This window comes from Cellulosimicrobium sp. AB352 (genome assembly GCF_049538415.1).
In the GTDB taxonomy this organism is placed as follows: domain Bacteria; phylum Actinomycetota; class Actinomycetes; order Actinomycetales; family Cellulomonadaceae; genus Cellulosimicrobium; species Cellulosimicrobium funkei.
The window spans coordinates 149,384-163,791 of sequence record NZ_JBMVFX010000003.1; the positions used below are offsets into that span (position 1 = coordinate 149,384).

Consider the following 14,408-nt stretch of genomic DNA (forward strand, 5'->3'; position numbering starts at 1 on the left):
GCGGGCAGGACGCCCGGTGCAGTCACCGTCGCGGTTCGCCGCGGTACGTGCCGAAGGACCAGAGGTTCCCCTCGGGGTCCCGGAGCACGAGCTCGCGGCTCCCGTAGTCCGTGTCCCGCAGCGGCACGACGACGCGACCGCCGGTACCCGGCACGCGCGCGCGCAGCCGGGCGTCGAGCGCCTCGATCGCGGCGTCGTCGGGCACGACGGCGTACGTGCCGCACGTCCCCGGCTCGCGCGACCACTCCCGCTCGGGGGAGTGGCTGCCGAGCATGATCCCGCCGCCGTGCGGCCAGTCGAGCTGGGCGTGCGCGACGTCGCGGTCGTCGCCCGCCATGACGGCCGTCGCGACGAACCCGACGACGTCGGTGAGGAACGCGACGAGCGCGCGGGCGTCGCGCGCCTGGAGGGTGGGCCAGACCTGGGGGCTCGGTGCCCCGGTCGGCGTCCCGGCCGCGTCGGCAGCGGGGGTGTGGTCAGCGGTGTCCCGGGTGCTCTCGTGGATGCTCATGGTCCCAGGCTGGGCCGTCGGTGTGGCCCCCGGCTTGGATGTTCCCGACCTCCTCCTGGACCCACCCGGTCGGCGTCGTGCCGGCGAACCGCCGGAACTCGCGCACGAGGTGGGAGTGGTCGGCGTACCCGGCGCTCGCGGCGACGTCCGCGAGCGTGCGGGGCCCGCGGCCGAGGGCGAGGCGCTGCACCGCACGACGGGCCGCGTCGAACCGCGCGAGCCCGCGCGCCGCGCGCGGCGAGACCCCGAGCTCCGCCCGGAACAGCGTCTCCAGGCGGCGTTCGCCCAGCGCTACGTGGCGGGCCACGTCCCGGACCCGGGCGCGCCCGTGCGTGCGCACCAGCACCCGCCACGCCTCCGCGACGTCGGGCCGCACGCCGTCGCGCCGGGCGACGGAGCCACCCGGCGCGACGGCCCCGGGCTGTGTGAGCGCCGCCCGCACGACGTCGAACGCCGCGGGCCACGAGCCCGCCTCGGCCACCTGATCGCGCAACCGCTCGGCGACGGGCCCGAGCACCGCGTCCGCGTCCTCGACGAGCCCGAGGTCGCCGGCCCGGACACCGAGCAGCTCGCGGCACGCGAGGGGGTCGAGGGCGAGCTGCACGCCCGCCTGCTCGGGCGGCTGGTGGATGTAGGCGGGCCGCGTGTGCAGACCGCCGACGAGCGAGGCGTAGCCCACCGGGGCGTCGTCCGGCCCGACCGCCGTCGGCACGGCGCCCGCGGTGCTCACGACGAGCGTGAGCCACGGCGACGGCAGGCCGCGGTGGACGGACGGTGTCCCGTCCGTCGTCGCGGTCCGCAGGCGGTAGCCGACCATCGACACGACGCCGGGCGGCAGCGCCGGCGGCAGGGCTCGCACGTACTCGTGCACGGCTCCAGGCTAGGCACTCACGTCGCGGGTCGCAGACCGCGCACCTGCGGGACGTCGGTGCCGCTCGCCGCGCGGCGCACGTGGGAGCGCGCGTGCTCGACGGCGTCGTCGAGCGTGTCGAACAGGTGGTTCTCGTGCCGGAGCTCGGCGAGCGCGCCGACGTTCGTGAGCAGCGCGCGGTGCCGGTCCTGGACGCCCTTGACGAGGACGGTGACGCCGCGCGCCTCGAGACCCTCGATGAGCCCGCCGAGCGCCTTCGCCCCGGTCGCGTCGACCATGCGGAGCTGGGAGAGCCGCAGGACGACGACCGCGACGTCCTCGTGCGCCGAGGCGTCGGTCACCTCGGCGAGCACGCGGTCGGCGGCGCCGAAGAACATGGACCCCTCGAGGCGGAAGAGCGCGACGTGCTCGTCGCCCGGCTCGGCGGGGCCGGGCAGCGGCTCGCGGTGGACCCCGGAGGCGCGGGCGACGGTCCGCAGCGCGAAGAACGCGGCGACGAGGATGCCGATCTCGATGGCCTGCACGAGGTCGAACGCGACGGTGACGACGGCGGTCACGGCGAAGGTCGCCGCGCTGGAGCGCCCGGCGCCGACGACGGAGCGGATGGTGCGCCCGCCGATCATCCGGAAGCTCGTCACCATGAGGACGCCGGCGAGCGCGGCGAGCGGGATCCGCGAGACCGGGCCGGTGGCGAGGTACATGACCGCGAGGATCACGACCGCGTGCACGACGGCGGCGAGCCGCGTGCGGGCGCCGGAGCGCACGTTCACCGCGGTGCGGGCGATGGCCCCCGTGGCGGGCATGCCGCCGAAGAGGCCGCTGGCGACGGAGGCGGCGCCCTGGCCGACGAGCTCCCGGTCGGGCTGGTAGACGGAACCGCCGCCCGGCCCGGACTGGACCATGGTCGCCGCGACGCGCGCGGACAGCAGGGACTCGATCGCGGCGAGCGCGGCGATGGCGAGCGCGGCGCCGCCGAGGTCGCGCAGCGCGCCGGGCGTGACCGACGGCAGGACGGGCGCGGGCAGCGACGACGGCAGCGCGCCGATGCGCGGGACGGGCGCACCGAGCACCTCGACGAGGACGGTGGCGAGCACGACCGCGCCGAGCGACGCGGGGATCCCCGCGTGGAGCCGGGGGAGCAGCACCATGGTCGCGGCGACGAGCGCGACGCAGCCGAGCGTCCACAGTGCCGGGGCGGCGGGCACGTCGGTGACGGCGGCGCGCACGGCCTCCACCGCGGACACGAGGGTGTTGTGGCCGGGCGCGACCTCGACGCCGACCGCGGCCGGGACCTGCTGGAGGAAGATGATGCACGCGATCCCGAGCGTGAACCCCTCGACGACCGGCCACGGGATGTACGTGACGACGCGCCCGAGCCGGGCGAGCCCGGCGACGAGGACCACGAGCCCGGCGAGGACGGTGACGAGCGCCACGGAGCCCGGGCCGTGCGTGACGACGACCGGCGCGAGCACGACCGCCATCGCCCCGGTCGGTCCGGACACCTGGTGGTTCGACCCGCCGAGGACCGCCGCGACGACGCCGGCGACGACGGCGGTGACGAGCCCGGCGGCGGCCCCGACGCCGGAGCTGACGCCGAACGCGAGCGCGAGCGGGAGCGCGACGACGCCCACGGTGACGCCGGCGAGGAGGTCGGCGCGCAGGGTCCGGGGGCGCAGGTCGTAGTCGGAGCGTCGGGGCAGCAGGTCGCGGACGGCGGCGAGGCGGTTCATGCCGAGGGGGACGACGCCGTGGTCGCGTCGAGCACCGCGCGCGCGGACGCGCCGGGCAGGGCCGGGAGCCGCCGCGCGGCCTCGAGCTGGTCGGACGCGCCGGCGAGGTTCGACAGGAGGAACGCCCGTGCGACGACGAGCAGCTCGGCGACGAGCGGCTCGGCGAGGCGGTACTCGACGGCGTTCCCGCTGCGCGTCGAGGTGACGACGCCCGCCCGGCGCAGCACCGCGAGGTGCTGGGAGAGCTGGGACGCCTCGCACCCGGTGACGTCGAGCAGCACGGAGACGGGCGCGGTGTGGTCGGCGTCGGCGGCGAGGACCTCGAGCACCTGGATGCGCGTGGGGTGCGCGAGGCACCGGAAGAGCTCGGCCTTGATGCGGTAGAGGGGGGCGGTCTCGTCGGTGGCCGGGGCGCCGTCGTCGGGTCGGGGTGGGCGGGGCACGGGTCCTCCGGGCTACGGGATGATGGCTTGCGCAATCCATCAAACCATGGCGAGCGGCGTCCGGCGGCCCGCCCGGGATAGCCTGCCGCCATGACCGCCGCGCCCGACCCGAGCACCGACACGTCTCCTGCGGACCCGGCGGCCGAGGGCGCGGGGCACCCGACGCTCGGCCGCGTCGTGCGGACGCTGGACGAGCTGTACCCGCCGTCGACGGCGGAGGACTGGGACGCCGTCGGGCTCGTCGCCGGCGACCCGGACGCGCCCGTGCGCAAGGTGCTGCTCGCCGTCGACCCCGTCGAGGAGGTCGCGGACGAGGCGCTGGCCTGGGGCGCCGACCTCCTCGTGACGCACCACCCGCTGTTCCTGCGGCCGGTGCACTCCGTCGCCGCGACGACCTTCAAGGGCTCGCTCGTGCACCGCCTCATCCGGGGCGGGTGCGCGCTGTACGTCGCCCACACCAACGCCGACGCCGCGCAGCGGGGGGTCGCGGACGCCCTCGCCGACGCGCTCGACCTCCTGCACCGCGTCCCCCTCGTGCCGCACCCCGCGCCGTCGCCGCACGAGGCGGCCCGCACCGGCACCGGCCGCGTGGGCCGGCTCGCGGAGCCGACGACGTTGCGCGCCTTCGCGGAGCGCGTCGCGCAGGTGCTGCCTCCGACGGTGCAGGGCGTGCGCGTGGCGGGCGACCTCGACGCGCGCGTCGAGTCGGTGGCGGTCGTGGGCGGGTCCGGCGACTCGCTGTTCGACGCCGTGCGCGCGAGCGGGGCCGACGTCTACCTCACGTCGGACCTGCGCCACCACCCCGTGTCCGAGCTGCGCGAGCGCGCGCGGCTCGACGGCGGCGAGGCGGGGACGCCGTTCCTCGTCGACGTGCCGCACTACGCCTCGGAGTGGCCGTGGCTCCGCTACGCTGCCGAGGACCTCGTGCGCGTCCTCGCGCGCTCCGGCGCGGCCGTGGAGACGCGGGTCAGCACGCTCGTCACCGACCCGTGGACGGCGCGGTTCCCGTCCGCACCCGCCGACCCCGCAGCCGACGCCGGACCGCCCCGCGCCACCGCGCAGGGCTGACGCCCGCCGCGCGTCGACCCCCACCCGTCCCCACCGACCCGCATGCCGGCCCCCGCCCCGGGGCCCACGAAAGGAACCACCCGTGGCCACTGCACCGCCCGCCGACCAGCTCCGCCTGCTCGACGTCCAGGAGCTCGACACGCGTGCCCAGCAGCTCGCGCACCAGCGCAAGAACCTGCCGGAGCACGCGCGCATCGCCGAGCTCGACGCCCAGCTCGAGGACCTGCGCGGCAAGCTCGTGGAGTCGCGGACCGCGGTGAGCGACCTCCGGCGCGAGCTGACCAAGGCCGAGGGCGACGTCGAGCAGGTGCGCACGCGCGCCGCCCGCGACCAGTCGCGCCTGGACTCCGGGCAGGTCGGGGCGAAGGACGCGCAGGCGCTCGTCGCGGAGCTCGAGTCGCTCGCCCGCCGGCAGGGCGTCCTCGAGGAGGTCGAGCTCGACGTCATGGAGCGGCTCGAGGCGCACGAGGAGGCCCTCGCGAAGCTCGAGTCGGCGCACGCCGAGCTCGAGTCCGCCAAGGCCGAGGTCGTGGCCGCGCGCGACGCCCGGTACGCCGAGCTCGACGCCGAGGCCGCGCAGGTCGCGGGGCGGCGCACGGACGCCGTCGCCGGCCTCGACGCGGGCCTGCTCGCGCTCTACGAGCGCGTGCGCGACCAGAACGGCGGGCGTGGCGTCGTCGCGCTGCGCGGCCAGCACGTCGACGGGCTCAACGTCTCGCTGAGCCCGGCCGAGCTCGCGGCGATCACGTCGGCCGCGCCCGACCAGGTGGTGCGGCTCGAGGACTACGGCCACATCGTGGTGCGGCCGGAGGGCGCCGGCGCGTGAGCGGCACCAGCGGTCGGCAGCTCGTCGTCGAGGCCGACGGCGGCTCCCGCGGCAACCCGGGGCCTGCGGGCTTCGGGGCGCTCGTCCGCGACGCCGCGACCGGCCAGGTGCTCGCCGAGCGGGCCGCGTACCTCGGCACGACGACGAACAACGTCGCCGAGTACTCGGGCCTCGTCGCCGGTCTGCGCGCCGCCGCGGAGATCGACCCGGACGCGCGCGTGACCGTCCGGATGGACTCGCGGCTCGTCGTCGAGCAGATGTCGGGGCGCTGGCAGATCAAGCACGACGACATGCGCCGCCTGGCGGCCGAGGCCGCGGCGGTGCTGCCGGCCGCCCAGGTCACCTACGAGTGGGTGCCGCGCGCGCAGAACGCGGCGGCCGACGCCCTCGCCAACGAGGCGATGGACACCCGCGGCACCGTCGTGCGCGACCACGAGCCCGCGGACACGTCGGAGGTGCCGTCCGGCGCCGCGGCCGACCCCGCGGCCGAGACCGCACCCGTCCCCGTGGACGGGACGACCCTCCCCGCCGTCCTCGAGGGTGCGGCGCTCGACACGCCCGACCGGCCGTCGGGCGCCACCGTCCGGTTCGACGACGCACCCGCGCTCACGGTCGTGCTCGTGCGCCACGGCCAGACGCCGCTCACCGTCGCGGGCGCGTTCAGCGACTCGTCGGTGCCGGGACCGTCCCTCACCGCGCGCGGCCGGACGCAGGCCGCGCAGGCCGCTGACCTGGTGTTCCGGATCGGTCGCCAGGCATGGCCCGACCTGCCGCGCCCGTCGGCCGTCGTCTCCTCGCCCATGGTCCGGGCCCAGGAGACCGCGCGCGCCGTCGGCCGCCGCCTCGGGGTGCCCGTGACGACCGACGACCGGTTCGCCGAGGTGGACTTCGGCGCGTGGGAGGGGCTCACGGCCGCGGAGGTCGACGCCGGGTGGCCCGGCCTCCTGCCCGCCTGGTACACGACCGGGACGACGCCGGCCCCGGGCGGCGAGTCCGCCGCCGACGTCGGCGTGCGCGTCCGGCAGGGGCTCCGCGACCTCGTCGACACCATGCTGCCGGGTGCCGGGCCCGCGGGCCGCACCGTCGTCGTCGTGGGTCACGCCGTCCAGGTGCGGGCCGCGATCGGGACGTCCGTGGGCGCGCCGCCCGAGCAGTGGTCGCGGATCCGCGTCCCTCCGGCGTCGGTGAGCATCCTGCGGTTGTGGGCCGACGGCACGAGCGAGCTCACGGCCCAGGGCGTCCCGAGCGACCTCTGACCCGGCCGAGGTAGAGGCCTGGTAGCGCGAGGTAGAGGCATGGTCGTGACCGCGGCTCTACCTCGGCGGCCTCGGACGCGCGGTGCGGGCGGCCTGGAGACCGGTCTCCACCCAGGCGTCGAGCTCGCGCGTGTCCGCCAGGCGCGGACCGTCGACGACGACCCACCCCGCCATCGTGCGGGTGCCCATCGTCATCGGCCGGGCGCCGCGCTCCAGGGCGGCGGTGCGTCCGCCCGTGCCGAGCCGCACCATGAGGGCGTCCCCGGAGATCGCGACCGCCATGCGCCCGTCGACGAGGAACGCGAGGCCGCCGAACATCGTCCGCTCCTCGAACGGGGCGCGGGGCGCCAGCACCGCGCGGACGCGGTCGGCGAGGTCCTGGCTGACGGCCATGGGTCCACTGTGGACCCCTGCCCGTCCCGGCGCAGTGGCACGCGGCGCCGGCCCGGGCCGACCACCGCGCCGGACCGCTCGCCCGGACCGCTCGGGCGGACCGCTCAGGAGATGACGAGCTCGAGCGTGCGCGGCCCGCTGCGCGTCGTGGCGTCGTGCAGGGTCGCCTCGATCAGCCGGTAGGTGAGGCCCGAGCCGACCTCGGTCCCGATCACCGTGCCGACGAGCTCGCGCGCGGCGTCCAGCAGCCCGGCCGCGGACGACGGCGACGGCGCCTCCCGGCGCACGAGGTGCCCGGCGAGCACGCCGCGCGTGTGCTTGGCGTTGTGCGAGACGACGGTCCGCTTCCCGGCGTGCTCGCGCACGACCCGCACCGCGACCCACTCGGCCGCCCGCGGGCCCGATGTCCGCGGCTTCCACGCGCCCACGTACGTCGCGGACCGGCAGTCCACGACGACGTCGCCCGCGGCCCGCTCGTCGAGCACGGGGTCGAGGTGGGGCCGCCACGCCGTGGCGAGCTTCCCGACGCCCGGCAGGTCCACCGCCATGGAGAGCCGGTACGCCGGGACCCGGTCGGCAGGGGAGAGCGCGCCCCACAACCCCGACACGACGCGCACGTCCTCGCGGGCCCGACGCGCGGGCTCCCCGCCCGCGGCGAGCGCCCCCGCGAGGTCCGCGGCGCCGTACAGCACGCCCGTGTACACGTCGGCTGCCGGACCGGCCGGGGCCGAGCGCAGCACGGTGTTGCGTCGCACCTCCTCGGCGAGCCCCGGCGTCGTGCCCAGGACCTCGTGGGCGTCCGGCCGGGCGCTCGCGGCGGCGAGCGCGTCGAGGACCGTCACGCGGTGCGCGGTGAGCGCGGGGGAGGTCAGGGTGTCGAGGTCGACGGGCGGGGCGCCGTCGGGCGCGGGGGTCTTGCCCTCGGACGGGGGGAGCAGCACGAGCACCGGGTCACTCTACGAGCGCGCGCGACGTCGCCGCCGCGGGTGACCGGGGCCGACGGCGTGGGGTGCGTCACGGCTACGCTCGCCCGATGGCCCAGGTGAAGATCTACGGACGGCGCAGCGTGTGGGGCGCGCGGCGGACGGAGGTGTCCGACGCGCTGCACGACGCGCTCGTGCGCGCGTGGCAGCTCCCGCCGGACAAGCGGTTCCACCGCTTCCTGCTCCTGGACGACGACGACCTGGTCGCCCCGCGCTCGGACGCGTACCTGGTCGTCGAGGTCGTCTGCTTCACGGGCCGCACGCGCGAGGCCAAGCGCGCGCTGGTCGCGGCGCTGTACGACGACGTCGTGCCAGCCCTCGGCCTGACGGTGGACGACGTGGAGCTCGTGATCCTCGAGAGCCCGCGCGAGAACTGGGGCATCCGCGGGGTCAGCGGCGACGAGCTCGCGCTGTCGTACCGCGTCGACGTCTGACTCGCGCGTCCCCTGCCTCGGGCGGCGGGGGGCGGTCCGAGCCCCGTGCGGGGCCGCTCAGCCTGCCTCGGCGACGACGGCCAGCACCGCGTCGCCGTACCGGGCGAGCTTGTTCTCGCCGACGCCGCTCACCAGCGCGAGCCGCTCGAGCGAGCCGGGCCGGGCGGTCGCGATCCCGCGGAGCGTCGCATCCCCGAACACGATGTACGCGGGCACGCCCTGGGTCTTCGCCTCGCCCGCCCGCCAGGCGCGCAGCGCCTCGAAGAGCGGGACGTCGGCCTCGGCCAGCTCGGCGGCGGCCGACGCCTTCCGTCCCTTCGCCGCGCGCACCGGACGCGCCGGCTCGTGCCGCATCCGGACCTCGCGGCGCCGGGCCAGGACCTCCCCGCTCGCCGCGGTGAGCACGAGCGTCCCGTGCGCGCCCTCGACGGTGAGCAGTCCCTGGGCGAGGAGCTGGCGCACCACGGCTCGCCACTCGTTCTCGGACAGGTCGTCCCCGACCCCGAACACCGACAGCTCCTGGTGCCGGAACCGCCGGACCTTCTCCGTGTCCCGGCCGAGGAGGATGTCGACGACCTGCCCGACGCCGAAGCGCTGCCCGCGCTCGCGGTCCAGACGGAACACCGTCGAGAGCACCTTCTGCGCGGCGACCGTCCCGTCCCAGGCCTCGGGCGGGGCGAGGCACGTGTCGCACGTCCCGCAGGCCCCCGGGTGCTCCTGGCCGAAGTAGGCGAGGAGCTGGGCGCGGCGGCACTCCACGGTCTCGCAGAGGGCGAGCATCGCGTCCAGGTGCCGGCCCAGGTTGCGCCGGTGCGCGGCGTCGCCGTCGGACGTCTCGATGAGCTTGCGCTGCTGCACGACGTCGGCGAGGCCGTAGGCCAGCCAGGCGGTGGAGGGCAGCCCGTCGCGCCCGGCGCGCCCCGTCTCCTGGTAGTACCCCTCGACGGACTTGGGCAGGTCGAGGTGCGCGACGAACCGGACGTCGGGCTTGTCGATGCCCATGCCGAAGGCGATCGTCGCGACCATGACCACGCCGTCCTCGCGCAGGAACCGGGACTGGTTCGCGGCGCGCACCGACGCGGGGAGCCCCGCGTGGTAGGGCAGCGCCTGGATCCCGTTCTCGACGAGCGTCGCGGCGGTCCTCTCGACCGACGCGCGCGAGAGGCAGTAGACGATCCCGGCCTCCCCGGCGTGCTCGGTCCGCAGCAGGTCGAGCAGCTGCTTCTCGGGCCGGTCCTTGGGCACGATCCGGTAGGTGATGTTGGGGCGGTCGAAGCTGGAGACGAAGTGCCGCGCGCCCTCCAGGTCGAGGCGCAGGGCGATCTCGGCGCGCGTCGCGGCCGTCGCCGTCGCGGTCAGCGCGATGCGCGGGACGGACGGCCAGCGCTGGTGCAGCACCGACAGCTCGAGGTAGTCCGGCCGGAAGTCGTGGCCCCACTGGGAGACGCAGTGCGCCTCGTCGATCGCGAACAGCGCGATCGGCGTCCTGTCGAGCAGGTCGAGGGTGGCGCGGCTGCGGAGCCCCTCCGGCGCCACGTAGAGCAGGTCGAGCTCACCCGCCACGAGCGCCCGCTCCACGGCGCGGCGGTCCTCCGAGGACAGCGTGGAGTTGAGGAACGCGGCGCGGACGCCGAGCGCCGCGAGGGCGTCCACCTGGTCCTGCATGAGGGCGATGAGCGGGGAGATCACGACGCCGGTCCCTGGACGGACCAGGGCGGGGATCTGGTAGCACAGCGACTTGCCCCCGCCGGTCGGCATGAGCACCAGGGCGTCGCCGCCGTTGACGACGGTGTCGATGACGGCCGCCTGCTCACCCCGGAACGCGTCGTACCCGAAGACTCGCCGGAGCACGTCGAGCGCGGGGTCGGTCGCAGTCGCTGTGGCCACCCGGGCACCCTACCGAGGAGTTCCGACACGACGGTCCCGGCGCGTCCGCCCCACCGCCGGGGCGCCCGTCACGGGCGGCGGAGCTCCGCGGGCAGGTCGTCCCGGTGGCGGACGGCGAGCGACGTCACCGCGCGGGTCAGGCAGACGTACAGCCGTCGCAGCCCCGTGACCCGGTCGGGCTCGCCCCGGACGACGCCCTCCGGGTCGTCCAGCACGACGTGGTCGAACTCCAGCCCCTTCGCGAGCGACGCGGGCACGAGGTCGAGGCGCGCGTCGAACTCGACCGCGCCGTCGTCGTCCGACGCCTCGCCGACGACCGCGAAGGCGAGGCCCGCCGCGGCGAGCGCCGCGCGCGCGGCGTCCGTGCCGGCGTCGGGCACGATCAGCCCGACCGACCCCTCCCGGGCGAGCGCCGTGCGGACCAGGTCCACGAGCGGCCCGGTGGTGAGGACGAGCTCGCCCCGCGCCCGGCGGACGGCGACCGGCGGGTCGAGGTCCGGCGCGATCGAGGGGAGCAGGCGGGCCGCGTACTCGATGACGTCGCCGGGGACGCGGAAGCCGGCGGTGAGCTGCTCCACGTGGCCGTCGGGCTTGCCGAGGTGCGTCAGCGCGTCGGTCCACGAGGAGACCCCCCACGGCGTCGTCGCCTGGGCCAGGTCGCCCAGCACCGTCAGCGAGCCGGTACGCGCCCGGCGCCCGAGAGCGCGCAGCATCATCGGCGAGAGGTCCTGCGCCTCGTCCACCACGACGTGCGCGACCGACGCGCCACGGGCCAGCAGGTCCGCGACCTCGTCGAGCAGGACGAGGTCGGCCAGCGTCCAGCGGGCCGTGCCCGGTGTCCGGGACGGTCGGGCCGGGCGCAGCAGCTCCTGCTCGGCCGGGGTGAGGACGCCGTCGGCGCTCGCGGCGAGGAACGCGGGGTCGACGAGGAGCCGGTGCAGCAGCGCCGTCGGCGTGACCTTCGGCCACACCGCGGCGGTGTAGTCCCGGACCGGGCGGGTGCGCGCGAGCGCGTCCCACGCCCGCTCGTCGAGCGCCTCGCCCGACTCCTCGATCTGCACGAGGATCCGGTGCGCGAGCGCGTGCCGCAGGTGGTCGCGACCGGCGTCGAAGCGCGGCTCCCGGCCGACCACCTGCGCCACGCACTCGCGGGCCTCGTGCGCGGCGACGCGCCAGCGGCGCGCACCGCGGGGCAGCACGAGCGCCTCGGACGGCTCGACGAGGTGCGACCACACCGCGCGGCGGAGGACCTCGGCCATGCGCACGTCGCCCTTGAGCCGCGCGACGTCCGCGGGCTCCGTGCCGCGCAGGCGGCCGTGCGCCGTGACGATCTGCTCGACGGTGGTCTGGGTCGCGTCGACCTCGCCGAGGGCGGGCAGCACGTCGCGGATGTACCGCAGGAAGCTCGCGTTGGGCCCGACGACGGTCATCCCGGCGCGGCTCACCCGCTCGCGGTGGGAGTACAGCAGGTACGCGGCGCGGTGCAGCCCGACGGCGGTCTTGCCGGTGCCGGGCGCGCCCTGCACGACGACGGTCCGGTCGATCCCGCTGCGCACGATGACGTCCTGCTCGGGCTGGATGGTGGCGACGATGTCGCGCATCGGCCCGGTACGGGGCCGCTCGATCTCGGCCTCGAGGATCGCGGAGGACTCCGCGCCGGGACCCGGTGCGGTGAGCGACTCGTCCTCGAAGCCGGTGAGGGCGCCGCGCTGGAAGCCGTAGCGGCGACGGACGGCGACCCCCATCGGCTCGGTGCGGGTGGCGCGGTAGAAGGGCGTGCTCACCGGGGCGCGCCAGTCGACGACGAGCGGGTCGCCTTCGGGGTCGGAGACGTGACGGCGTCCGATGTGGAAGACCTCGGCGGGCTCGTGGCCGGTGCCGTCGAGGTCGATGCGCCCGAAGAAGAGCGGGACCTCGGGGTCGTCGGCGAGCTGGGCGAGCCGACGGGCGAGCGCCGCCTCGAGGTACTCGGCGCTGACCCGGTCTCCCGCGAGCGCGTCGAGCGACCCGGCCCGCTCGCGCATGCGGGCGAGCTGCCTGCGGGCGTCGGCCAGGAACTCCTGCTCCCGGGCGAGCTCGGCCGACGTGTCGGGGGCGGGTGCCGCGCTCGGGGCGTCGGGGGCGGACGGTTCGGCGGTGGCGGGCACGACAGACCTCCGGGAGCGGGCTTCGAGGGGGGCGGGCCATCCTACGGGGCACGACCCGCCGCCGGGACCGGTCGCTGGTCCGCCGAGCCGCCCGGGAGCGGTAGCCTTGCTGGCGCGGACGAGTCGGTCGGACGGTCGCGTCGGGAGGCCTCGTGCCTCCTGCCGAGGAACGTCCGGGCTCCGAAGGGCAAGGTGGTGGGTAACGCCCACCCGGGGTGACCCGCGGGACAGTGCCACAGAGAACAGACCGCCGCGTCGGGAAGGGCTCCGGCCCCGACCGGTGCGGTAAGGGTGAAACGGTGGTGTAAGAGACCACCAGCGGACCGGGTGACCGGTCCGGCTCGGTAAACCCCACCTGGAGCAAGGTCAGACAGACTGTGTCTGAGGGCTGCCCGCCCGATTCTCCACGGAGAAGCACAGTCGGGTAGACCGCTCGAGCCCTGCGGCGACGCAGGGCCTAGATGGATGACCGTCGCCCGCGCGAGGGTGACCTCGCGCGGGAACAGAACCCGGCGTACAGACCGACTCGTCCGCACATGAGCCGCTGACCTGGAAATACACTTCTGGCCGTCGTGCCCGGCCCGCGACCAGTCCGCAGAAATCCGAAGAGCGCACGCGGCGAGCGCTGACAGGTGCTGGTCAAGACGCCGAAGATCCTTCACGTCTAGGACCATCTCCCTTTCGGGCTCCCTCGGAGCGACCTGCATGAAGTCTCCGGTCCCGTACTGGATCATGACCACGACGTGTGCGGCGTGATGACGCTCGAGCCGTGCCGTGCGCACATCGGCGTGAAGACGTCGAAGTTCGTTTCCTCGTTCCTTCGGATGGTCCTCCGACACCTGCTCGAGGGTGCGGAGCGCTTCTCCCTGGCTGGAGCACAGGGCGAGAGGATCGTAATGCGCCATCGACACGGCGCAGACAAGCATCGCGACCTGAAACTAAAGGTTCGGGTAGCTCACGCTCACGCGCCCGAGTGCTTTGTAGTACCCGGAAGAGCGCTCAAGCTCCACGACTACTGACCTTTCCGCCCATCGTCCCGAGCACGCTGTCGACTGCGTCGCGGGTGCGGTCGTCGGAGTCCGGCCACAGGTGCGAGTAGGTGTCGAGCGTCTCGACGGCGGACGCGTGCTTGAGGCGCGCCTGGACCGTCTTCACGGACTCACTGTGTCGGATGAGCAGGCTCGCGTAGTGGCGGCGCAGTTCGTGGAAGCTCGCGTTCTCAAGCCCGACGTCGCGAACCGCGGACCGCCAGACGTCGTGCAAGCTTGACCGGCGCAGCGCCGCGCCCGTCGACCAGGTGAACACGAGCCCGTCGCGTCCGGCCGGGAAGGCTGCCAGATGCGCCGCCAGTGCCTCCACGGCGACCTTGGACCAGACGGTTGCGCTCTCGGATCTCATTTCCGCCTAGCGTGAGGTCGCTGGCGTGGTCCTGTCAGCGCGCGAAGCGGAGTCACAGTTTCAGGCGGCGATCGATGGCGTCTCGGAGTCGGTAGGGCAGATCAGCGCGACGCTGGATCTGAACACGGCTGAGGGCCGGGCGAACGATGCCGCCCTTCGAGGCGTTACTGACGCGGCTTGGGGTGTCGTGGTTGCGGACCAGAAGCCTGGCGCGTCGCAGGACGTGCTGCGGGACAAGATGGCGCGCGGTCGGCAGGCGTCCATCACCGCATCAACAACGGCCGGGATGCCCGAGCAGGCAGCAAGTGATCTCGCGGACCGGTACGGGTTGATCCCAGAGACGATACGGACGGACATCTTTGCCGACACGGGTCAGGCGATGAGCGCCGGGGCGAACCTCGCCGCCGCCTAGGTGTCCCTCAAGAACCGCACGATCCAGATCACCACGGCATTCCGGGAGA

At 75.5% G+C, this 14,408-nt stretch carries 14 protein-coding genes and 1 other RNA gene; 6 read left to right on the forward strand and 9 right to left on the reverse strand.

Annotated features, from left to right (window positions below; genetic code table 11):
• Window positions 1–22 precede the first annotated feature (22 nt).
• From ACPCUX_RS03625 to ACPCUX_RS03640, 4 genes are read right to left on the reverse strand one after another with little or no spacing between them, the layout of a single operon-like run.
• Window positions 23–511 carry a VOC family protein gene (locus tag ACPCUX_RS03625; RefSeq protein WP_363371121.1) on the reverse strand — a complete coding sequence of 163 codons (489 nt, stop codon included), beginning with the start codon at window positions 509–511 and terminating at the stop codon, window positions 23–25.
• A complete protein-coding gene (locus tag ACPCUX_RS03630; protein ID WP_423388179.1) occupies window positions 477–1,382 on the reverse strand; it encodes a helix-turn-helix domain-containing protein in 906 nt (301 codons plus the stop codon). The genes ACPCUX_RS03625 and ACPCUX_RS03630 overlap by 35 nt, the downstream gene beginning before the upstream one ends.
• A gap of 17 nt (window positions 1,383–1,399) precedes the next feature.
• Complete coding sequence (locus tag ACPCUX_RS03635) at window positions 1,400–3,112, reverse strand: SulP family inorganic anion transporter (protein WP_423388180.1); 1,713 nt, start codon at window positions 3,110–3,112, stop codon at window positions 1,400–1,402.
• Entirely contained in the window at window positions 3,109–3,555 is a 447-nt protein-coding gene (locus ACPCUX_RS03640) for an ArsR/SmtB family transcription factor (protein ID WP_085387731.1), read from the reverse strand. The genes ACPCUX_RS03635 and ACPCUX_RS03640 overlap by 4 nt, the downstream gene beginning before the upstream one ends.
• Window positions 3,556–3,645: 90 nt before the next feature.
• Between ACPCUX_RS03640 and ACPCUX_RS03645 the strand changes: the two genes are divergently transcribed.
• The 3 genes from ACPCUX_RS03645 (at window position 3,646) to ACPCUX_RS03655 (ending at window position 6,705) form a co-directional block, all read left to right on the forward strand.
• Window positions 3,646–4,623 (forward strand): Nif3-like dinuclear metal center hexameric protein, encoded by a 978-nt coding sequence (locus ACPCUX_RS03645; protein ID WP_423388181.1) that lies wholly within the window; start codon window positions 3,646–3,648, stop codon window positions 4,621–4,623.
• 82 nt (window positions 4,624–4,705) lie between these two features.
• Window positions 4,706–5,449 (forward strand): zinc ribbon domain-containing protein, encoded by a 744-nt coding sequence (locus ACPCUX_RS03650; RefSeq protein ID WP_034653131.1) that lies wholly within the window; start codon window positions 4,706–4,708, stop codon window positions 5,447–5,449.
• A complete protein-coding gene (locus ACPCUX_RS03655; RefSeq protein WP_423388182.1) occupies window positions 5,446–6,705 on the forward strand; it encodes a bifunctional RNase H/acid phosphatase in 1,260 nt (419 codons plus the stop codon). The genes ACPCUX_RS03650 and ACPCUX_RS03655 overlap by 4 nt, the downstream gene beginning before the upstream one ends.
• Window positions 6,706–6,762: 57 nt before the next feature.
• Here ACPCUX_RS03655 and ACPCUX_RS03660 read toward each other — a convergent pair whose 3' ends face one another.
• Together ACPCUX_RS03660 and ACPCUX_RS03665 are read right to left on the reverse strand one after the other, a co-directional pair.
• Window positions 6,763–7,098, reverse strand: coding sequence for a TfoX/Sxy family protein (locus ACPCUX_RS03660; protein WP_034653128.1), 336 nt, complete (start codon window positions 7,096–7,098; stop codon window positions 6,763–6,765).
• Window positions 7,099–7,202: 104 nt separating this feature from the next.
• On the reverse strand, window positions 7,203–8,045 hold the full coding sequence (locus ACPCUX_RS03665) for a YaaA family protein (RefSeq protein WP_423388183.1): 843 nt from the start codon (window positions 8,043–8,045) through the stop codon (window positions 7,203–7,205).
• Window positions 8,046–8,131: 86 nt separating this feature from the next.
• Between ACPCUX_RS03665 and ACPCUX_RS03670 the strand changes: the two genes are divergently transcribed.
• Window positions 8,132–8,515, forward strand: coding sequence for a tautomerase family protein (locus ACPCUX_RS03670; RefSeq protein ID WP_085387735.1), 384 nt, complete (start codon window positions 8,132–8,134; stop codon window positions 8,513–8,515).
• Window positions 8,516–8,572: 57 nt separating this feature from the next.
• Here ACPCUX_RS03670 and recQ read toward each other — a convergent pair whose 3' ends face one another.
• Together recQ and ACPCUX_RS03680 are read right to left on the reverse strand one after the other, a co-directional pair.
• On the reverse strand, window positions 8,573–10,402 hold the full coding sequence (recQ, locus tag ACPCUX_RS03675; protein WP_423388184.1) for a DNA helicase RecQ: 1,830 nt from the start codon (window positions 10,400–10,402) through the stop codon (window positions 8,573–8,575).
• Window positions 10,403–10,470: 68 nt separating this feature from the next.
• Window positions 10,471–12,549, reverse strand: a complete 2,079-nt coding sequence (locus ACPCUX_RS03680; protein WP_423388185.1) for a HelD family protein — start codon at window positions 12,547–12,549, stop codon at window positions 10,471–10,473.
• A 119-nt stretch (window positions 12,550–12,668) separates the two neighbouring features.
• Here ACPCUX_RS03680 and rnpB point away from each other — a divergent pair.
• Window positions 12,669–13,082, forward strand: an RNA gene (rnpB, locus tag ACPCUX_RS03685) — RNase P RNA component class A.
• A gap of 466 nt (window positions 13,083–13,548) precedes the next feature.
• Here rnpB and ACPCUX_RS03690 read toward each other — a convergent pair.
• Window positions 13,549–13,947, reverse strand: a complete 399-nt coding sequence (locus ACPCUX_RS03690; RefSeq protein ID WP_061268600.1) for a tyrosine-type recombinase/integrase — start codon at window positions 13,945–13,947, stop codon at window positions 13,549–13,551.
• A gap of 25 nt (window positions 13,948–13,972) precedes the next feature.
• Here ACPCUX_RS03690 and ACPCUX_RS03695 point away from each other — a divergent pair, with 25 nt between their 5' ends.
• Window positions 13,973–14,359 (forward strand): hypothetical protein, encoded by a 387-nt coding sequence (locus tag ACPCUX_RS03695; protein ID WP_423388186.1) that lies wholly within the window; start codon window positions 13,973–13,975, stop codon window positions 14,357–14,359.
• Window positions 14,360–14,408 lie beyond the last annotated feature (49 nt).